General features: G+C 37.9%; 13 protein-coding genes. 7 read left to right on the top strand and 6 right to left on the bottom strand.

What is annotated here, in order from left to right; all coding sequences use genetic code 11:
- Window positions 1-381 precede the first annotated feature (381 nt).
- The gene (folK, locus tag BCL90_RS04355; protein WP_121282789.1) at window positions 382-888 is read right to left on the bottom strand and encodes a 2-amino-4-hydroxy-6-hydroxymethyldihydropteridine diphosphokinase; all 507 of its coding nucleotides are present in this window, start codon (window positions 886-888) and stop codon (window positions 382-384) included.
- A 40-nt stretch (window positions 889-928) separates the two neighbouring features.
- Between folK and sppA the strand changes: the two genes are divergently transcribed.
- Window positions 929-2695, top strand: coding sequence for a signal peptide peptidase SppA (gene sppA / locus BCL90_RS04350; protein ID WP_121282788.1), 1767 nt, complete (start codon window positions 929-931; stop codon window positions 2693-2695).
- Between the two features lie 169 nt (window positions 2696-2864).
- Here sppA and BCL90_RS04345 read toward each other — a convergent pair whose 3' ends face one another.
- Window positions 2865-3494 carry a hypothetical protein gene (locus BCL90_RS04345; RefSeq protein ID WP_121282787.1) on the bottom strand — a complete coding sequence of 210 codons (630 nt, stop codon included), beginning with the start codon at window positions 3492-3494 and terminating at the stop codon, window positions 2865-2867.
- A gap of 86 nt (window positions 3495-3580) precedes the next feature.
- Between BCL90_RS04345 and BCL90_RS04340 the strand changes: the two genes are divergently transcribed.
- The 6 genes from BCL90_RS04340 to murA all read left to right on the top strand — a co-directional run bounded on the left by BCL90_RS04340 (window position 3581) and on the right by murA (window position 10580).
- Window positions 3581-5257 carry a DNA polymerase/3'-5' exonuclease PolX gene (locus tag BCL90_RS04340; protein WP_121282786.1) on the top strand — a complete coding sequence of 559 codons (1677 nt, stop codon included), beginning with the start codon at window positions 3581-3583 and terminating at the stop codon, window positions 5255-5257.
- A 158-nt stretch (window positions 5258-5415) separates the two neighbouring features.
- Complete coding sequence (locus BCL90_RS04335; RefSeq protein WP_121282785.1) at window positions 5416-6018, top strand: DUF4254 domain-containing protein; 603 nt, start codon at window positions 5416-5418, stop codon at window positions 6016-6018.
- Between the two features lie 107 nt (window positions 6019-6125).
- Window positions 6126-7157 carry a glycosyltransferase family 9 protein gene (locus tag BCL90_RS04330; protein WP_121282784.1) on the top strand — a complete coding sequence of 344 codons (1032 nt, stop codon included), beginning with the start codon at window positions 6126-6128 and terminating at the stop codon, window positions 7155-7157.
- Window positions 7150-7647, top strand: coding sequence for a SixA phosphatase family protein (locus tag BCL90_RS04325; RefSeq protein ID WP_121282783.1), 498 nt, complete (start codon window positions 7150-7152; stop codon window positions 7645-7647). Before BCL90_RS04330 ends, BCL90_RS04325 begins: the two co-directional genes overlap by 8 nt.
- 834 nt (window positions 7648-8481) lie before the next feature.
- The gene (locus BCL90_RS04320; protein ID WP_121282782.1) at window positions 8482-9174 is read left to right on the top strand and encodes a DUF4290 domain-containing protein; all 693 of its coding nucleotides are present in this window, start codon (window positions 8482-8484) and stop codon (window positions 9172-9174) included.
- A gap of 80 nt (window positions 9175-9254) precedes the next feature.
- Window positions 9255-10580 carry a UDP-N-acetylglucosamine 1-carboxyvinyltransferase gene (gene murA / locus BCL90_RS04315; RefSeq protein WP_121282781.1) on the top strand — a complete coding sequence of 442 codons (1326 nt, stop codon included), beginning with the start codon at window positions 9255-9257 and terminating at the stop codon, window positions 10578-10580.
- A 276-nt stretch (window positions 10581-10856) separates the two neighbouring features.
- Here the strand turns inward: murA and BCL90_RS04310 are convergent, their stop codons facing one another.
- From BCL90_RS04310 to BCL90_RS04295, 4 genes are all read right to left on the bottom strand, one after another.
- Window positions 10857-12218: a pyridoxal-phosphate dependent enzyme gene (locus tag BCL90_RS04310; protein WP_121282780.1), complete on the bottom strand. Its 1362-nt coding sequence runs from the start codon at window positions 12216-12218 to the stop codon at window positions 10857-10859.
- Between the two features lie 210 nt (window positions 12219-12428).
- Entirely contained in the window at window positions 12429-13523 is a 1095-nt protein-coding gene (gene dprA, locus BCL90_RS04305) for a DNA-processing protein DprA (RefSeq protein ID WP_121282779.1), read from the bottom strand.
- Window positions 13524-13574: 51 nt separating this feature from the next.
- The gene (locus BCL90_RS04300) at window positions 13575-13841 is read right to left on the bottom strand and encodes a hypothetical protein (RefSeq protein ID WP_121282778.1); all 267 of its coding nucleotides are present in this window, start codon (window positions 13839-13841) and stop codon (window positions 13575-13577) included.
- A gap of 145 nt (window positions 13842-13986) precedes the next feature.
- On the bottom strand, window positions 13987-15528 hold the full coding sequence (locus BCL90_RS04295; protein ID WP_121282777.1) for a S41 family peptidase: 1542 nt from the start codon (window positions 15526-15528) through the stop codon (window positions 13987-13989).
- Window position 15529 lies beyond the last annotated feature (1 nt).

Raw genomic sequence — 15529 nt, 5'->3', positions numbered from 1 at the left:
TGTTTTTCGCTCTATGCCGCGGGGCATGGTACTTTGGAGCGCCAAAGTACCCAAAGCGCTTTGTCAATCCAGCAATGAGCCTTTTGCACAATCCCATGCGCATCAAAAAAACAGCGACACTTAGTTTTGTGTTCAATATTTTTTAAAATTAAATCATCGGTTATGAACACAAAACCACTGCGTTTCAGGTTTGTTACTACCATTTTTACTCTTGTGCACCTGTTTTTTTGATTTCTCCGGCTCTTGGGATTGACAGCGTCCTTGGTTAAAATCCGTGCTTTATTAAAGTTGGTTAGCAAAACGCCTAAACTAACTTAAAAAAGATGTGTCAACATGTTTACATTACCTTTCTCACCTCCTTGTGCAGTAAAATCTGTTACATTAAAGCTTTTTAACCTCAAGCGGATCATTAATATTGCGACAGATAGACAAAATCGTTTCTCCCAGCACAGGATGTATCACTTCTGGTGCAATCTCAGCCAATGGCTCCATTACAAATTTTCTATCTTGCATATGCGGATGAGGTACCTGAAGTTTATCTGGAATATTGATGATTTGATCTCCAAAAAGGATCAGATCAATATCAATTAAGCGCTCCCCCCATTTATCTTTCCTAACCCTGCCCAGTTCCTGCTCAATACTTAATGCAAGATCTAAAACTTCCAAAGCACTTAAATTAGTTTGCAAAGCTATTGCCTGGTTTAAAAATGCAGGCTGGTCAGTTTTGCCCCACGCTGCCGTTTCGTAAAGAGATGAGCTGGTTATCACCTTACCAATTTTATCGTTCAATAGTTCGATGGCCTTTTTCAAATTTGCCTCCCTGTTACCTAAATTTCCACCCAGTAACAAATAAGCCGTACTGTACTCTAAAGCTTGATTAAGCATCATGTATTTTTATATCTTTACAGCACAAAATTAAAACATTTAAATGAGAGAATTCTTTAAGTATTTATTTGCCTCTATGTTGGGCTTTTTCTTATCGATAGTAATTGTATTTATTATCTGCTTCGTAGTTGTAGTGGGTTTAATATCTTCAATTGATAGCGACAAAACAGTTGTTGTGTCTAACAATTCGGTATTATTTCTAAATTTAGATCAAGCCATTACCGAGCGTACACCTAAAAATCCATTCGGAAACCTGCCAATTGTTGGAGGTGAAGAAAAAGAAGCCATAGGCTTAAACGACTTCTTAAAAGCATTGCAAAAAGCCAAAACAGATGATAACATTAAATGTATTTACCTGAATGTGAGCAGTCCGAATGCTGGATATGCAACTTTGCGTGAGGTGAGAAATGCACTGATCGATTTTAAAAAATCGCATAAAAAAATTATCGCCTATAGCGAAGTATATACCCAGGGTGCTTATTATTTGGCTTCTGTTGCTGATAAAGTATATTTAAATCCAGAAGGAGCGTTAGAATTCAAAGGATTTAGCTCTGAATTAACTTTCTTTAAAGGAACATTAGAAAAAGTTGGTGTAGAAATGCAGGTTATCCGTGTAGGAAATTACAAAAGTGCAGTTGAGCCCTTCATCCTGGATAAAATGAGCGATTACAACCGTAAACAGGTTACCGCTTATGTTGGTGGTTTATACAATACTTTCTTAACCGATATTGCGCAAAGCAGAAATATCCAAAAAGATAGTCTGTATAACATTGCCGATAATTACAAAGTGCAGCAGCCACAGGATGCAGTAAACTTTAAAATGATTGATGCTTTAAAGTACAAAGATCAGATTTTAGAAGAATTAAAAGGGTTGTCTGGCAGAACCAGAGGAGAGAATATTCGCGCAGTTTCGATTAATGATTATGCCAAAAACAATAGCCACACAGGCGAAGGAAAAGATAAAGTTGCCGTAATTTATGCCAATGGAGAAATTAACGGAGGAGAAGGTTCTGATAACCAGATCGGTTCAGAGCGTATTTCCAGAGCGATCAGAAAGGCTCGTTTAGATGACGACATTAAAGCGGTTGTACTCCGCGTAAACTCTCCCGGAGGTAGCGCTTTAGCTTCAGACGTGATCTGGAGAGAGGTTGTGCTTACCAGAAAGGAAAAGCCGGTTATCGCATCCTTTGGCGATGTGGCCGCATCAGGCGGTTATTATATTGGTTGCGCTGCCGATAGTATTTTTGTACAACCGAATACCATTACCGGTTCTATCGGTGTATTTGGTATCATTCCGAACTTTCAAAATTTAATGACCAACAAACTCGGAATTACATTTGACGGTGTTAAAACGGGTAAATATGCCGATATTATGGCTACCAACCGCCCTATGACTGCAGGTGAAAGATTCATCATCCAGAATGAATTAAACAGAATTTACAGCGGTTTTGTAAGCCGTGTAGCCGATGGCAGAAAGAAAAGTAAAGCCTATATTGATAGCATTGGCGGTGGCCATGTTTGGATTGGAACTGATGCTGTTCAAATTGGCCTGGCTGATAGAATTGGAAGTTTTAATGATGCCATTAAAGCAGCAGCTAAAAAAGCTAAAATAAAGAATTATAAGGTTGTAGAATATCCGGATGTAATTGACCCATGGAAATCGCTAATGGATGAAGGTACAGACAGGATTAAAACTTATTATACCAAACAGGAACTTGGCGATAATTATATGCTTTACCAACAAATGAAAAAGGTAATTGCAAGCTCTGGAATTCAGGCCCGCATGCCATTTGAAGCAATTATTAAATAGGGAATTATGTAAGATGGATGATGGAAGGCTAGAATTCGCATAAAAGGGTTGATGGTTCATAGTTAAATGGTTAATAGCCACGTAGGTATAACATACCAAACAATTAACCATGAACTATCAAACCATGAGCTAAAGAGCCCATTATCCATTTTACCTCTTACATCTCCCCCTAATTAATCAACTTCCACCCGGGGTGCAAAGTAAGGTAAGTAGCGTTAACCGAAGTATTTACAGGATGAACCGTTATGGAAATACTTTTCCCTTTTAAAAATTCAAAGCCAATCCCCTCTTTTTTGGCATCATAAACTGTAACCGTATCCTTATCTTCATTTAAATAAGAAGATAGTTTTTCAATAGCAGGAAATTTCTGTTTTGTGTCTTCAAGGGTAGTACCTGTTGCCAAACCATCTTTTGTTTTAAACTTATTAGCGGTAATCCTGATCTGTTTTACATCTTTTACAAGCATACTGGTATCCCGATAAGAAGAATATACCGCAATTTCGTTAGGATGTTTTCCAGTAGAATCGTTACTGTACCAAATCCCACAGGCTTTTCCCATTGCGGCATCTCCTGCATCAGGTCTTCCAAGTTTTTCTCCTACCTGTTCCATATTTTCTCCTAAAGAAATTTCGCCAATGGATTTACCGGCTACAATCAGGAACCGTTCATCCATAGCTTGTGTTGTGGCCGATTTTACGGTACTTACCGAATCCGTTTTGTGCTGATCATTTTTATTGGCAGATTGGCATGCTGCAAAACTTATAGTTAATCCTAAAAAGACAAATTTTATATTTTTCATGAGTGTAAAACAACATTTTAATAAAATTGTGTTTTAATTTGTGGGTCCTTAAGGATTTGAGGCATTATTTCCTAATTTTACCCCTTATGGAAAATAAGACCATCGCCCGCACCTTACGCCTCTTATCGCAGCTTATGGAACTGCATGAAGAAAATCCTTTTAAAATTAAATCTGTCGCAAATGCCTATTTTAAAGTAGATAAACTGCCTTTTGCGTTAAAAGACAAACCTTTAGATGAACTGGATAAAATTGATGGTATAGGCAAAGGGCTGGCTTCCAAAATCATAGAACTTCTCCAAACAGGAGAATTAAAAGAACTTAACGAAATTCTGGAGAAAACACCCGAAGGTGTGGTGGAAATGCTGGCTATAAAAGGTATCGGACCGAAAAAGATATTCATTATCTGGCGTACTTTAGGCATAGAGAGCATTGGTGAACTTTACTACGCCTGCAACGAAAATCGTTTAATTGAGGCTAAAGGTTTCGGTTTAAAAACACAGGAAGAAATTAAAAATGCCATCGAATTTAAACTCGCAGCCAACGGACGGTTTTTGTATGCGCAGGTAGAAGGTTTTGCCAAAACTTTATTTACGCAACTTGCTGATTGGACTGGAAAAATTGACAACAGTGCACTTTTGGGGTTTGCTGGTCAATACCGCAGGGCGTGCGAAATTATCGACGAACTGGAAATTGTGATCGGTGCTGAACAAATTGGTCCCCTTAAACAAAACTTACCTGCTTTCGGTCCACTTTCGCTTATCGAAGCTGAAAATGCTTTCATCTGCACTACCGAAGCAGGTTTTAGAATCAAGATTTACCTGGTAGAAAAAGCTGATTTTTATTTGCAATGGTTCAAACTCACCGGAAACACCGAACATGTTGAAAAAGTGTTGGCTTTAGCCGGCGATGGACCTTTCGCAAATGAAGAAGAAATTTACAGCAAGGCCGGATTAGCTTTTATCGAACCCGAACTACGCGAAGATTTTGATGAAATAGAACTGGCCAAAGCAAATAAACTTCCAACTTTAATCCAATATGAAGATTTAAAGGGTAGTTTGCATAATCACTCTACCTGGAGTGATGGTGTGCATACTTTAGAGCAGATGGCCGTATATTGTAAAGAAAATCTAAATCTTCAGTATTTAGGGATTTGTGATCACTCTAAAACGGCCGTTTATGCCAAAGGATTGAATGAACAGCGTGTTTTCGGCCAGCACCAGGAAATTGATGAACTGAATAAAAAACTGGCCCCATTTAGAATTTTTAAAGGTATTGAGAGCGATATCTTAAGCGATGGTTCGTTAGATTATTCAGACGATATACTTAAAACATTTGATTTTGTGGTAGCTTCTGTTCACAGCAATTTACGCATGGACGAAGCAAAAGCAACGGCACGTTTATTAAAAGCTATTGAAAATCCATACACCACCATTTTAGGACATCCAACCGGCCGTTTATTGTTGAGCAGAGCCGGATACCCGATAGATTATAAAAAGATTATTGATGCGTGTGCGGCCAATAAGGTAGTAATCGAAATCAATGCCAATCCTTTACGTTTGGATTTAGACTGGCGCTGGCACCGTTATGCTTTGGAAAAAGGCGTGTTACTTTCTGTTAATCCAGATGCCCACCGTACCGAAGGTTTCCACGACATGCATTACGGTATTTTAGTGGCCCGCAAAGGTGGCCTAAGCGCCGATAAATGTTTAAATGCTTTTTCTTTGGAAGAGATAACGGCGTATTTTGATAGCAAGAAGGGTTAGCGGTTGGCGGAAAACATACTATAAATTAACCTGTTTTAAATTTTACGAGCAAATCTTTGTAATCTTATAATCTGTGTAATCAAACCGTAAGGAAAAACCTATATAATCTTATAATCATTGTAACCAACCCGTAAGGAATCTTTTAATATCTTTGCCCCATGATAAGTGAAATTGCCAACCGCATATTTAATCAGGTAATTACAGACTACCACAAGTTTGATGATATTGACCACCCGGTTGAAAACCCGTACGATGCTGAAAGTTTAGAGCATCTCTTTTACGTTAAAAACTGGATCGATACAGCACAATGGCACATGGAAGATGTAGTGCGTAATCCACAGATTGATCCTGTTGAAGGTTTGAGCTGGAAAAGACGCATTGATGCACAAAACCAGGTACGTACCGATATGGTGGAGTTTATTGATGGTTATTTCTTAAAACTTTACCATGGAATTTCGGCTTTACCAGATGCAAAAATCAACACAGAAAGTCCGGCATGGGCAATAGACAGGCTTTCTATATTGGCACTAAAAATTTACCACATGCAGGAAGAAGCTGAACGCGAAAGTGCATCGGCTGAGCACCGTGCACAATGCCAAACCAAACTCAATGTATTGTTATCGCAACGCGACGATCTTTCAACCAGTATTGACGAATTATTGGCTGATATTGAAGCAGGCAAAAAATACATGAAAGTATATAAACAAATGAAAATGTATAACGACCCGAGTTTAAACCCGGTGTTGTATAATAAAGCATAACAGTTCAAATCTTTTAATTGGTTGGTGGCGCACCAACCAAAAGAAATTTCTAATGTCTGGTGAGTCACCAGACAAGGAAGCTCCAATAACGAACTACTTCAATAAATATGGCCGCAACCCAAAAAATTATCGTTTTACGCTTTTCGGCAATGGGCGATGTGGCCATGGTAGCCTCTGTTTTACGGGAATTTTCAGAGCAAAACCCATCTGCAGAAATCATCATGGTAAGCAGACCTGCTTTTAAACCATTTTTCGATCATATTCCCAATCTGACCTTTCATCCTATCCACCCTAAAACCATTCACAAGGGAATTGACGGACTGTATAAACTCTATCAGGAGCTTCGGAGCTATAAACCAACTGCTATAGCAGATTTACATGACAATTTAAGGAGCCGGGCTATTTCTACTTTTTTCCGTTTAACAGGCACAAAAATTAAGCGGATAAATAAAGGAAGGGCGGAGAAAAAAGCGCTGACTCGCCAGCACAATAAAGTTTTTAAGCCGCTCCGTCAAACAGTTGAGCGTTATGCTGATGTTTTCCGCGAATTGGGTTTCAATATTAAACTCAGTCACCAAATTAATAAATCAGCACAGGCGCTACCTAAAAAAGCCGAAGCTTTATTTAGTGATAAAACCACAAAAAAAATCGGCATCTCTCCTTTCGCACAGCATATTTATAAAGTATATGCTTTAGAAAAAATGGAAGAAGTAATTTCTTCCTTAAGTAAGGTAGGTTACGAAATTTTCATTTTTGGAGGTGGAAAAGCCGAACAGGATATAGCTGAAGATTGGGCGAAGAAATATACAAACACCCATAATCTAATTGGTAATTTTAACTTAACGGAAGAGCTTGCCATTATCTCTAATTTAGATGTAATGTTGAGCATGGATTCATCAGGCATGCATATGGCATCACTTGCAGGTGTACCTGTGGTATCCATTTGGGGGCCAACACATCCTTACGCAGGCTTTTTGGGATACGGACAATTGGAAAGTGATTGTATCCAGGTTGATCATCCTTCGAGGCCAAATTCTATTTATGGAAACAAACCCTGCCTTTGTGGTGTTGAAAACTGTATAGATTTAATTCATCCTGAAACAATTGTAAATAAAATTAAAGAGAAATTAAATGGCTAAGCAACTACTTTTGGTCCGTCATGGCAAATCGGATTGGGGAAATTTAGATTTAAAAGATTTCGACAGACCGTTGAACAAACGTGGCAAAGAAAATGCTCCTGAAATGGCAGAAAGACTGATTAATAAAGGTTTTAAAATAGACTTGATTCTTAGTAGCCCTGCAAAAAGAGCCAAATCTACAGCTAAATTTTTCGCTGAAGCTTACCAAATTGATCAGATCCAGTTCGAAGAATCTATTTACGAGGCCAATACCACCGCCCTACTGAAAGTGGTTAACGATTTGAATAATGGTGCAGACCATATCGTGATGTTTGGCCATAATCCTGGTTTTACTGATTTTGCGAACGAGTTATGCGATGCAGACATCTACAACATTCCAACTGCAGGCATGGTATTAATTTCTTTTCCTTTTGATTCGTGGCAGATGGTAAGCAAAGGAACAGGAGAATTGGTATTTTTTGATTACCCTAAGAATAGTGATGAAGTTTAAGGCTTTTTACCATTAAGGGATTAAGATTATTAAGGTAAGTAGCCAGTTAATTAATTGCCACGGAAACACCGATTTACACGGAAATTATTGTGAGTTTGCATTAACGTAAAGCTTGGCTTTAGTCAACTGTATAAATACTTAAAACGGCTTTAGCTCATTGGCGCTAGAAATGTTTTCGCGATAAGCACAATCCAGAGTTAAATAAACCCGATGGGAACGAATGCCGATTTTTCTTCGGCAGCAGGGACAGCGGGGCTAAAGAAGCCAAGAACTACTGAACGAACATTTCCAAAAAAATCGCCACACTTAAATTATCACAATTTAGATAAGCATACCACAAATTAATAATCTTTAAATAGTTCTCTTTGCAACGAGGATTAGTGAGAGACGCATTTGTAATGCAAATTAAGTGCATAGAAGCGATAGAATCGCTATTCTCTTGCATCCTCGTTACAAACGAGGACGATAGATGATCGCCCCACTTAAAAATTATCACAATTTAGATAAGCGTATCACAAATTAAATAATCTTTAAATAGTTCTCGTTGCAACGAGGATTAGTGAGAGACGCATTTGTAATGCAAATTAAGTGCATAGAAGCGATAGAATCGCTATTCTCTTGCTTCCTCGTTACAAACGAGGACGATAGATGATCGCCCTACTTAAAAATTATCACAAATTCGATAAGAATATCACAAATCAAATAATTTTATTAACTTTGAACACATAAAACGAAAATCTGGCAATAGACATTTCGGTGAATTCATAACCTAAACTCCTCTGGTTATTTCATAATTCGTATCGCCAGAAAATTTATCCATTAATTTATCTGTACATGAATTTTGATTATAATACTACGCGTAGCCATTTAATTCTATCGGAATATGGCCGTAACGTACAAAATATGGTGAAGTATATTTGCGAATTACCCACCATTGAAGAACGTAATAAATATGCCCAGGCGGTTATTGACCTGATGGGCTTTTTGCAACCACATTTGCGTGATGTTGCCGATTTTAAGCATAAACTTTGGGATCACTTACACATTATTTCTGGCTATCAGATTGATGTAGACAGTCCTTATCCTAAGCCATTAATTGAAAATGCTTACATTAAACCAGCACCACTAGCCTATCCTCAACAAAGAATTACCTATAAACACTATGGTAAAACGGTTGAGAATCTGATTGAAAAAGCCATGCGTGAAGAAAATGCCGAAATTAAGAAGGCAATGGTTCAGAGCATCGCAAATTTCATGAAAATGGCTTATGTTACCTGGAATAAGGATAATGTAAGCGATGATACCATTATTAAAGATCTAAAATATCTTTCTGGCGGATTGTTGTCACTTGATGAAGGTGTTAACCTGGCGAAAGTAGAATTTAGAGCACAAAATCCTCGTCAAAGCAATAATAACAATAACCGGGGCAGAAGCAACAATAATAACAACAACGGAAAAAACCGTCAGAACAATAACAACAACAACAATAATCGTCAGCGTAACAACAACAATAAACCTAAATATTAAGGGTGAAGGGCAAAAGGCATAAGGTGGAAGGTTAAAAACCGACATCAGTACTTGATACCTGATACTAAATACAAAAAAATATGAACGCATTTGAAATAACAGGCGGAATTAAATTAAAAGGCGAAATCACTCCCCAAGGTGCCAAAAACGAAGCATTACAGATTTTATCTGCTGTATTGCTTACCGAAGAAAAAGTTACCATCAGCAATATCCCTGATATTAAAGATGTAAACAAACTGATCGAGTTATTGGGCGATTTGGGCGTTACTGTTGAACGCATTAATAAAGACACCTATACCTTCGAAGCCAAAAACATCGATTTAAATTTCTTTGAATCTGATACTTTTAAGGCTAAAGGTGGTGGTTTACGTGGTTCAATTATGATTGTAGGACCATTGTTGGCCCGTTTTGGCAAAGCAGCAATCCCGAAACCAGGTGGTGATAAAATTGGTCGCAGAAGGTTGGATACCCACTTTATCGGTTTCGAAAAACTGGGTGCGAAATTCGTTTATGATAGCAAAAAAGCTTTCTTTAACGTTGATGCCACCAATTTACAAGGTGCTTATATTTTATTAGATGAAGCATCGGTAACCGGAACGGCAAACATTGTAATGGCCGCTGTTTTGGCGAAAGGTACCACTACCATTTACAATGCAGCCTGCGAACCCTATTTACAACAACTTTGTAAAATGCTTAACCGCATGGGCGCAAAAATTTCAGGCATTGGTTCAAACCTGCTTACCATTGAAGGCGTTAAAGTATTGGGTGGAACCGAGCACAGAATGCTGCCTGATATGATCGAAATTGGCTCTTTCATTGGTATGGCCGCGATGACAGAATCGGAAATTACCATTAAAAATGTTTGTTACGATGAGCTTGGCGTAATACCAGAGGTTTTCAAAAAACTAGGTATCAAACTAGAGCGTCGCGGCGATGACATTTATGTACCATCGCAAAAACACTACGAAATCGACACCTTTATTGATGGTTCGATTTTAACCATTGCCGATTCGCCATGGCCAGGTTTTACACCTGATTTATTGAGTATTGTTTTGGTTGTGGCTACACAGGCAAAAGGAAACGTCCTCATTCACCAAAAAATGTTCGAGAGCCGCTTGTTCTTCGTGGATAAACTGATTGACATGGGTGCTCAGATCATTTTATGCGATCCGCACCGTGCAACCGTTAATGGTATTGATAAGAAATATAAACTTCGCGGAATCAGCATGACTTCTCCTGACATCAGGGCCGGAGTTTCATTGTTAATTGCAGCTTTATCTGCTGAAGGTAAATCGACCATTTATAACATCGAACAGATTGAACGTGGCTATCAGGATATCGACACCCGTTTACGTGCCTTAGGTGCGCAAATTAAGCGTGTAAATGCTGATGCGCCTGGTCATTAAGCTTAAAGCAGAAAGACTAAAGCTTAAAGCGAAAATAGCATAATGAAAAACGTCCGTGTAATAATTACCGGACGTTTTTTTATGGTTTTTCGTCATTTCGACTGAAGCGCAGCGAAATGGAGAGATCTAACTTGACAGATTTCTCGGTTCCGTTGCACTCCACTCTAAAGGACGTATCGAAAGGGATAACTCCTTGAAAGATCCTGAAACAAGTTCAGGAGGACGGTCGCATGAATTACACCATCACCCATTTCACATTTCCCATCTTACATCCACTTACCCTGATATCGCATTAATAATATCGTACTGCGTGATAATCTCGATCTTTCCAGATTCATCTTCAACTAAAACTGCTGAGTTTTCTTTATTAATCAGCGAAGAAATTTTATCAATCGACGTATTCAAATCTACAAATGGGAAAGTAGCCGTCATAATTTCTGAAATCGGAGCTGATTTTAGCCCAGGATTTTCAAGCAAGGCAGATAAAATATCACTTTCGGCAATTTTACCTACAATCATTCCTTGCTGTGTTACCGGAATTTGAGAAATATTCATCGACTTAATGGTATTAATAGCCTCGAGTACTGATTTCTGAGCATCAAGCGTTACAATCTCTGTGTTTTCTTTTTTAGCCAGAATTGATTTAGCAGTTAATTTTTCGTCCTGTAAAAATCCACGTTCGCGTAACCAGTCTTCATTATACATTTTACCCATGTAACGGCTGCCATGGTCGTGAAAAATGACTACAACCACATCTTCCGGCTTCAGTTTATCTTTTAACTGAATTAATCCACCAATAGCAGCACCGGCTGAGTTACCCACGAAAATACCCTCTTTGCGTGCAATATCGCGTGTCATTAAAGCAGCATCTTTATCGGTAACCTTTTCAAACAGGTCAATTACATCAAAATTTACGTTTGCCGGAAGGAAATCTTCGCCGATACCTTCTGTGATGTAAGGATAAATTTCATCCTTATCAAATATACCTGTTTCTTTATATTTTTTGAAAACTGAGCCATAGGTATCAATTCCCCAGATTTTAATATCCGGATTTTTTTCTTTCAGATATTTCCCCGTTCCCGAAATGGTTCCGCCTGTACCTACACCAACTACCAGGTGTGTAATTTTACCTTCTGTTTGTGCCCATATCTCAGGACCAGTTTGCTCATAATGCGCCTGTGAGTTGGCTAAATTGTCATATTGATTAGGTTTCCATGAATTTGGAACCTCACGTTCTAAACGCGAAGAAACAGAATAATATGAACGGGGATCTTCCGGTTCAACGTTTGTGGGACAAACGATTACCTCGGCTCCAAAAGCACGTAAAGCATCGACCTTTTCTTTAGATTGTTTATCAGTTGTAGTAAAAATACATTTGTAACCCTTAATAATGGCTGCCATAGCCAGGCCCATACCTGTATTACCTGATGTTCCTTCTATAATTGTTCCACCTGGCTTTAGTTTTCCGCTTTTCTCGGCATCCTCAATCATTTTAACCGCCATGCGGTCTTTAATTGAATTGCCAGGATTAGTAGTCTCTATTTTCGCCAGAATTGTTCCCGGAACTCCTTTTGTTATTGTATTTAATTTAACTAATGGCGTATTGCCAATCGTTTCTAAAATATTATTGTACCACATATTACAAAACTAAGCAATGGCATTAAGTATTTTACAAACTATATTTTATTTGAAACATAATTTTGAAAATCAAAATTAAAAAGAATTTAATTGCATAATCTATAATTATGATAGGCATTATAGGTTGATTATTGGGTAAAACGCAATTTCAAAATCAGGTTCGTTTCGACTATAGTGAAACGGAATGGAGAAATCTAATATCTAGACCCATTACACCAACTTGTAAATTTTCCCTGGTAGCGAAACAATAACGCCCTGCATCTCTAAGGTAAGGATTACAATTGCCAGTTTACTTTGCTGAATATTCAAGTGCATGCAAAGTTCATCTATAGAAAGCTGACCATTTTTTAAGGCGCTAATAACCCGCTCCTCGTTAGGCGTAAGGCTTAGCTGTAAGGTGGTTTGTTGAACATGATGCTTTACCTTCACCTCATCATCCCAGCCCAGGTAATAAATCAGGTCATTAGCATTGGTGATTAATCCGGCCCTATTGGTCTTGATCAGGAAATTACACCCTTCTGAAAAAACGTCATTTGTTCTACCCGGAAAAGCATATACATCCTTATTGTAAGAATTTGCGATTTCTGCGGTAATCAAGGCACCACCTTTTATTGACGCTTCAACAACCACGGTAACATCTGCAATACCGGCAATAATCCGGTTTCTTTGCGGAAAATTAGAGCGATCGGGATTTGTCAGGATTGGAAACTCGGTGAGCAGGCCTCCATTCAAAACCATTTTCTGAGCAACTGTTTTATGAATTTTTGGATACATCCGGTCTAAACCATGACCAAGTACCCCAACCGTAGGAATATGATTTGCCAGGCATTCTTTATGGGTGGTTACATCAATACCGTAAGCCAGGCCACTAACAATTAAAACATCATATGGCGCTAAAACTTCGCACAATTCCTTACAGAGATTTTTCCCATAATTTGTTGCATTACGGGTTCCAACTATACTAACTATACGCTGCTGATTAAAATCAACTGTACCTTTGGCATAAAGCAGGATGGGCGAATCGATACAATTCTTTAACCTTTTAGGATATCTCTCGTCTGAAAAAAACAATACTTCTATCCCATGTTTTTCAATAAAATCCAATTCTTGCCTGGCCCTGACCAGGGCATCGGTACCACGAATGGCTTCAATTGTTTTTTCTCCAATGCCTGGAATCTGCAAAAGCTGCTTTTTATTTGCCGAAAATATTTGCTCAGCACTTCCACAATAGGCAAGAAGGTTTTTGGCCGTTACCGGCCCAATAGATTTAATAAAGGTTAAGGCAATTTTATGTAGCGTGCTCATAATGTAATAAGGTTAAATAAATTCGGGATGATTTATTTCCTTAAAGCAAGCTTAAAAATCAATGTCAATTAAACTTTTTAACGGAATATGAATATTGTTTTTTAGCTGTATATATTTCTCTGTTACTGCCCAAACGGTGGTATCAACACGTTTTGGACCGATGGTAGTATTAAAAGTAATGACGGCTTTTGATTTAAATTCATTACCTAACCTTTGCGCTTCATCAAGTTTGGTTTGCAGTTCACGGGAGTGATCTTCCTTAGCATTGATGATATTTAAATAACTGATATGTTCCTTTTCTACAATTTCTATTGGCATGAGTCTCTTTAACGATTAATGTTAAACAAGCTTATCAATTTTTTATAAAAAAAGCAATACTTATTTACTCAAAAATTGTAATAAATATAAAAAAAAGGCCAGATTTGAAATACAAAACTGGCCCTTTTGAAAAAAACATTAATAATTATTTAAACTTCTGCTTTCTGGTTTCAACCATTCCTTTAAATTCATGGTCCATTTTACCAGATAAATCTTCAACACGGGTTTTAGATAGTGGTGAGGTACTGCTAATGGCATTGTCTTTCAGTAAAGCAGAGAAATTTCCATTGGCCGAATAGTATAAAGCCTGTGCTAATAGTTTTTCTGAGGTATCTCCAAAATCTTTGGTTACATCATCAAAAATATCTTTATCAACAGCCATTCCATCGAAGTAACCACCTTGATTTAATTGATTTTTGGTTTCAAACTGAGGAATATATAAGTCATTTTTATCAATACGGATAGAGAAAAAGCCAACTGGTTTGCCATAAGTTTTCTTGCCGATCAATTTAACATCGATCACAGGTTTCAAATTATTAATTAACAACTCACTGGCAGACGCTGTTCCACCTGTTACAATAAAGTAAACCCTTGTTAAGCCATTAAGCGAACCACGTTTAGCAAAAACCTCCTGGTTTCCGGCTGCAACTGTAGGTTTATAAGAATAATCGAAATACGAATACAAACGGGTAACATTATCGCTGCCTTTAGCATAAAACTTTTGGTTCTGAAGAATTGTGGCTTGATCATCCTGCATGGTTTGTGTCCAGTAAGTGGTATACATTACTTTTCCATTTTGTTCAGAAGGTGCAATGAGGTTGGCAAAGGCCTCTGATGTTTGTACCGATCCGCCACCATTATACCTTAAATCTACAATTAGTTCGGTAATACCGTCTGTAGTAAATTGAGTAAAAGCCTTATCTAGCAAAGGCGCAGAATTTGTTGTAAATGTGTTAAAAACAATATACCCAACTTTTTTAGCGCCAATGGTATATGTCTTACTAAATAATATTGGGTCAACATTATATTCAGCCTTAGTTACCGTTACATCCTGAGTGGTCTGATCAGGTTTTAAAACAGTTAAGGCAACAGTAGTACTGGATCCAAAAATCGCATTCACTACATAATTAATACTGGCATCACTAGTATTTATGGTTGAATTACCATTAATTTTTATAATCTGATACCCTCTTTTTAGTCCCTGACCAGCAGCAGGTGATGCAGCATACACATATTTAATCCTTAGATCGTTATCTCCTGCAAAAAACACCGAAAATCCAAAATCACCATTCACGCCACCTAACTGTCCAGCCACAGAACCATCATCTATAAAAGAATATTTAGGAGAGGTTGAACGCTCTACATACTCGTATGGTTTGTTTGTTTGCGGATTAATTGCAATCTGAGTCATTGCATACAGCAATTTCTCATTGGATGAAAAAGCTCTTGGATTGAATTTATCGTAAGTAGGCAAACTCTTATTCCAATAATAAGTTTGCTTGGCGTACAGAAAGATAGAGTCTTTAGTGAGTAGTGTCCGATCGCTGGTTGGTGTTTGCAACAGATTGGATTCAACATCTGTATTGGCATCAGGATTATTATTCGATTTTTTACACGACAAGGTAAATCCAACCACAATAAGCAAAGCATATAAAAATGCATTTTGCGAAATAAATTTTCTAAGCATA

It is taken from the genome of Pedobacter alluvionis (genome assembly GCF_003664035.1).
Classification (GTDB): Bacteria; Bacteroidota; Bacteroidia; order Sphingobacteriales; family Sphingobacteriaceae; genus Pedobacter; species Pedobacter alluvionis.
This window is presented reverse-complemented; position numbering and strand designations above follow the sequence as displayed.

Excerpts from the sequence above, each read along its gene's own strand:
- sppA (WP_121282788.1), top strand. The coding sequence starts at position 929 with ATGAGAGAATTCTTTAAGTATTTATTTGCCTCTATGTTGGGCTTTTTC.
- BCL90_RS04320 (WP_121282782.1), top strand. The coding sequence starts at position 8,482 with ATGAATTTTGATTATAATACTACGCGTAGCCATTTAATTCTATCGGAA.
- folK (WP_121282789.1), bottom strand. The coding sequence starts at position 888 with ATGATGCTTAATCAAGCTTTAGAGTACAGTACGGCTTATTTGTTACTG.
- BCL90_RS04345 (WP_121282787.1), bottom strand. The coding sequence starts at position 3,494 with ATGAAAAATATAAAATTTGTCTTTTTAGGATTAACTATAAGTTTTGCA.
- BCL90_RS04295 (WP_121282777.1), bottom strand. The coding sequence starts at position 15,528 with ATGCTTAGAAAATTTATTTCGCAAAATGCATTTTTATATGCTTTGCTT.
- BCL90_RS04300 (WP_121282778.1), bottom strand. The coding sequence starts at position 13,841 with ATGCCAATAGAAATTGTAGAAAAGGAACATATCAGTTATTTAAATATC.
- murA (WP_121282781.1), top strand. The coding sequence starts at position 9,255 with ATGAACGCATTTGAAATAACAGGCGGAATTAAATTAAAAGGCGAAATC.
- BCL90_RS04340 (WP_121282786.1), top strand. The coding sequence starts at position 3,581 with ATGGAAAATAAGACCATCGCCCGCACCTTACGCCTCTTATCGCAGCTT.
- BCL90_RS04335 (WP_121282785.1), top strand. The coding sequence starts at position 5,416 with ATGATAAGTGAAATTGCCAACCGCATATTTAATCAGGTAATTACAGAC.
- BCL90_RS04310 (WP_121282780.1), bottom strand. The coding sequence starts at position 12,218 with ATGTGGTACAATAATATTTTAGAAACGATTGGCAATACGCCATTAGTT.
- BCL90_RS04330 (WP_121282784.1), top strand. The coding sequence starts at position 6,126 with ATGGCCGCAACCCAAAAAATTATCGTTTTACGCTTTTCGGCAATGGGC.
- dprA (WP_121282779.1), bottom strand. The coding sequence starts at position 13,523 with ATGAGCACGCTACATAAAATTGCCTTAACCTTTATTAAATCTATTGGG.
- BCL90_RS04325 (WP_121282783.1), top strand. The coding sequence starts at position 7,150 with ATGGCTAAGCAACTACTTTTGGTCCGTCATGGCAAATCGGATTGGGGA.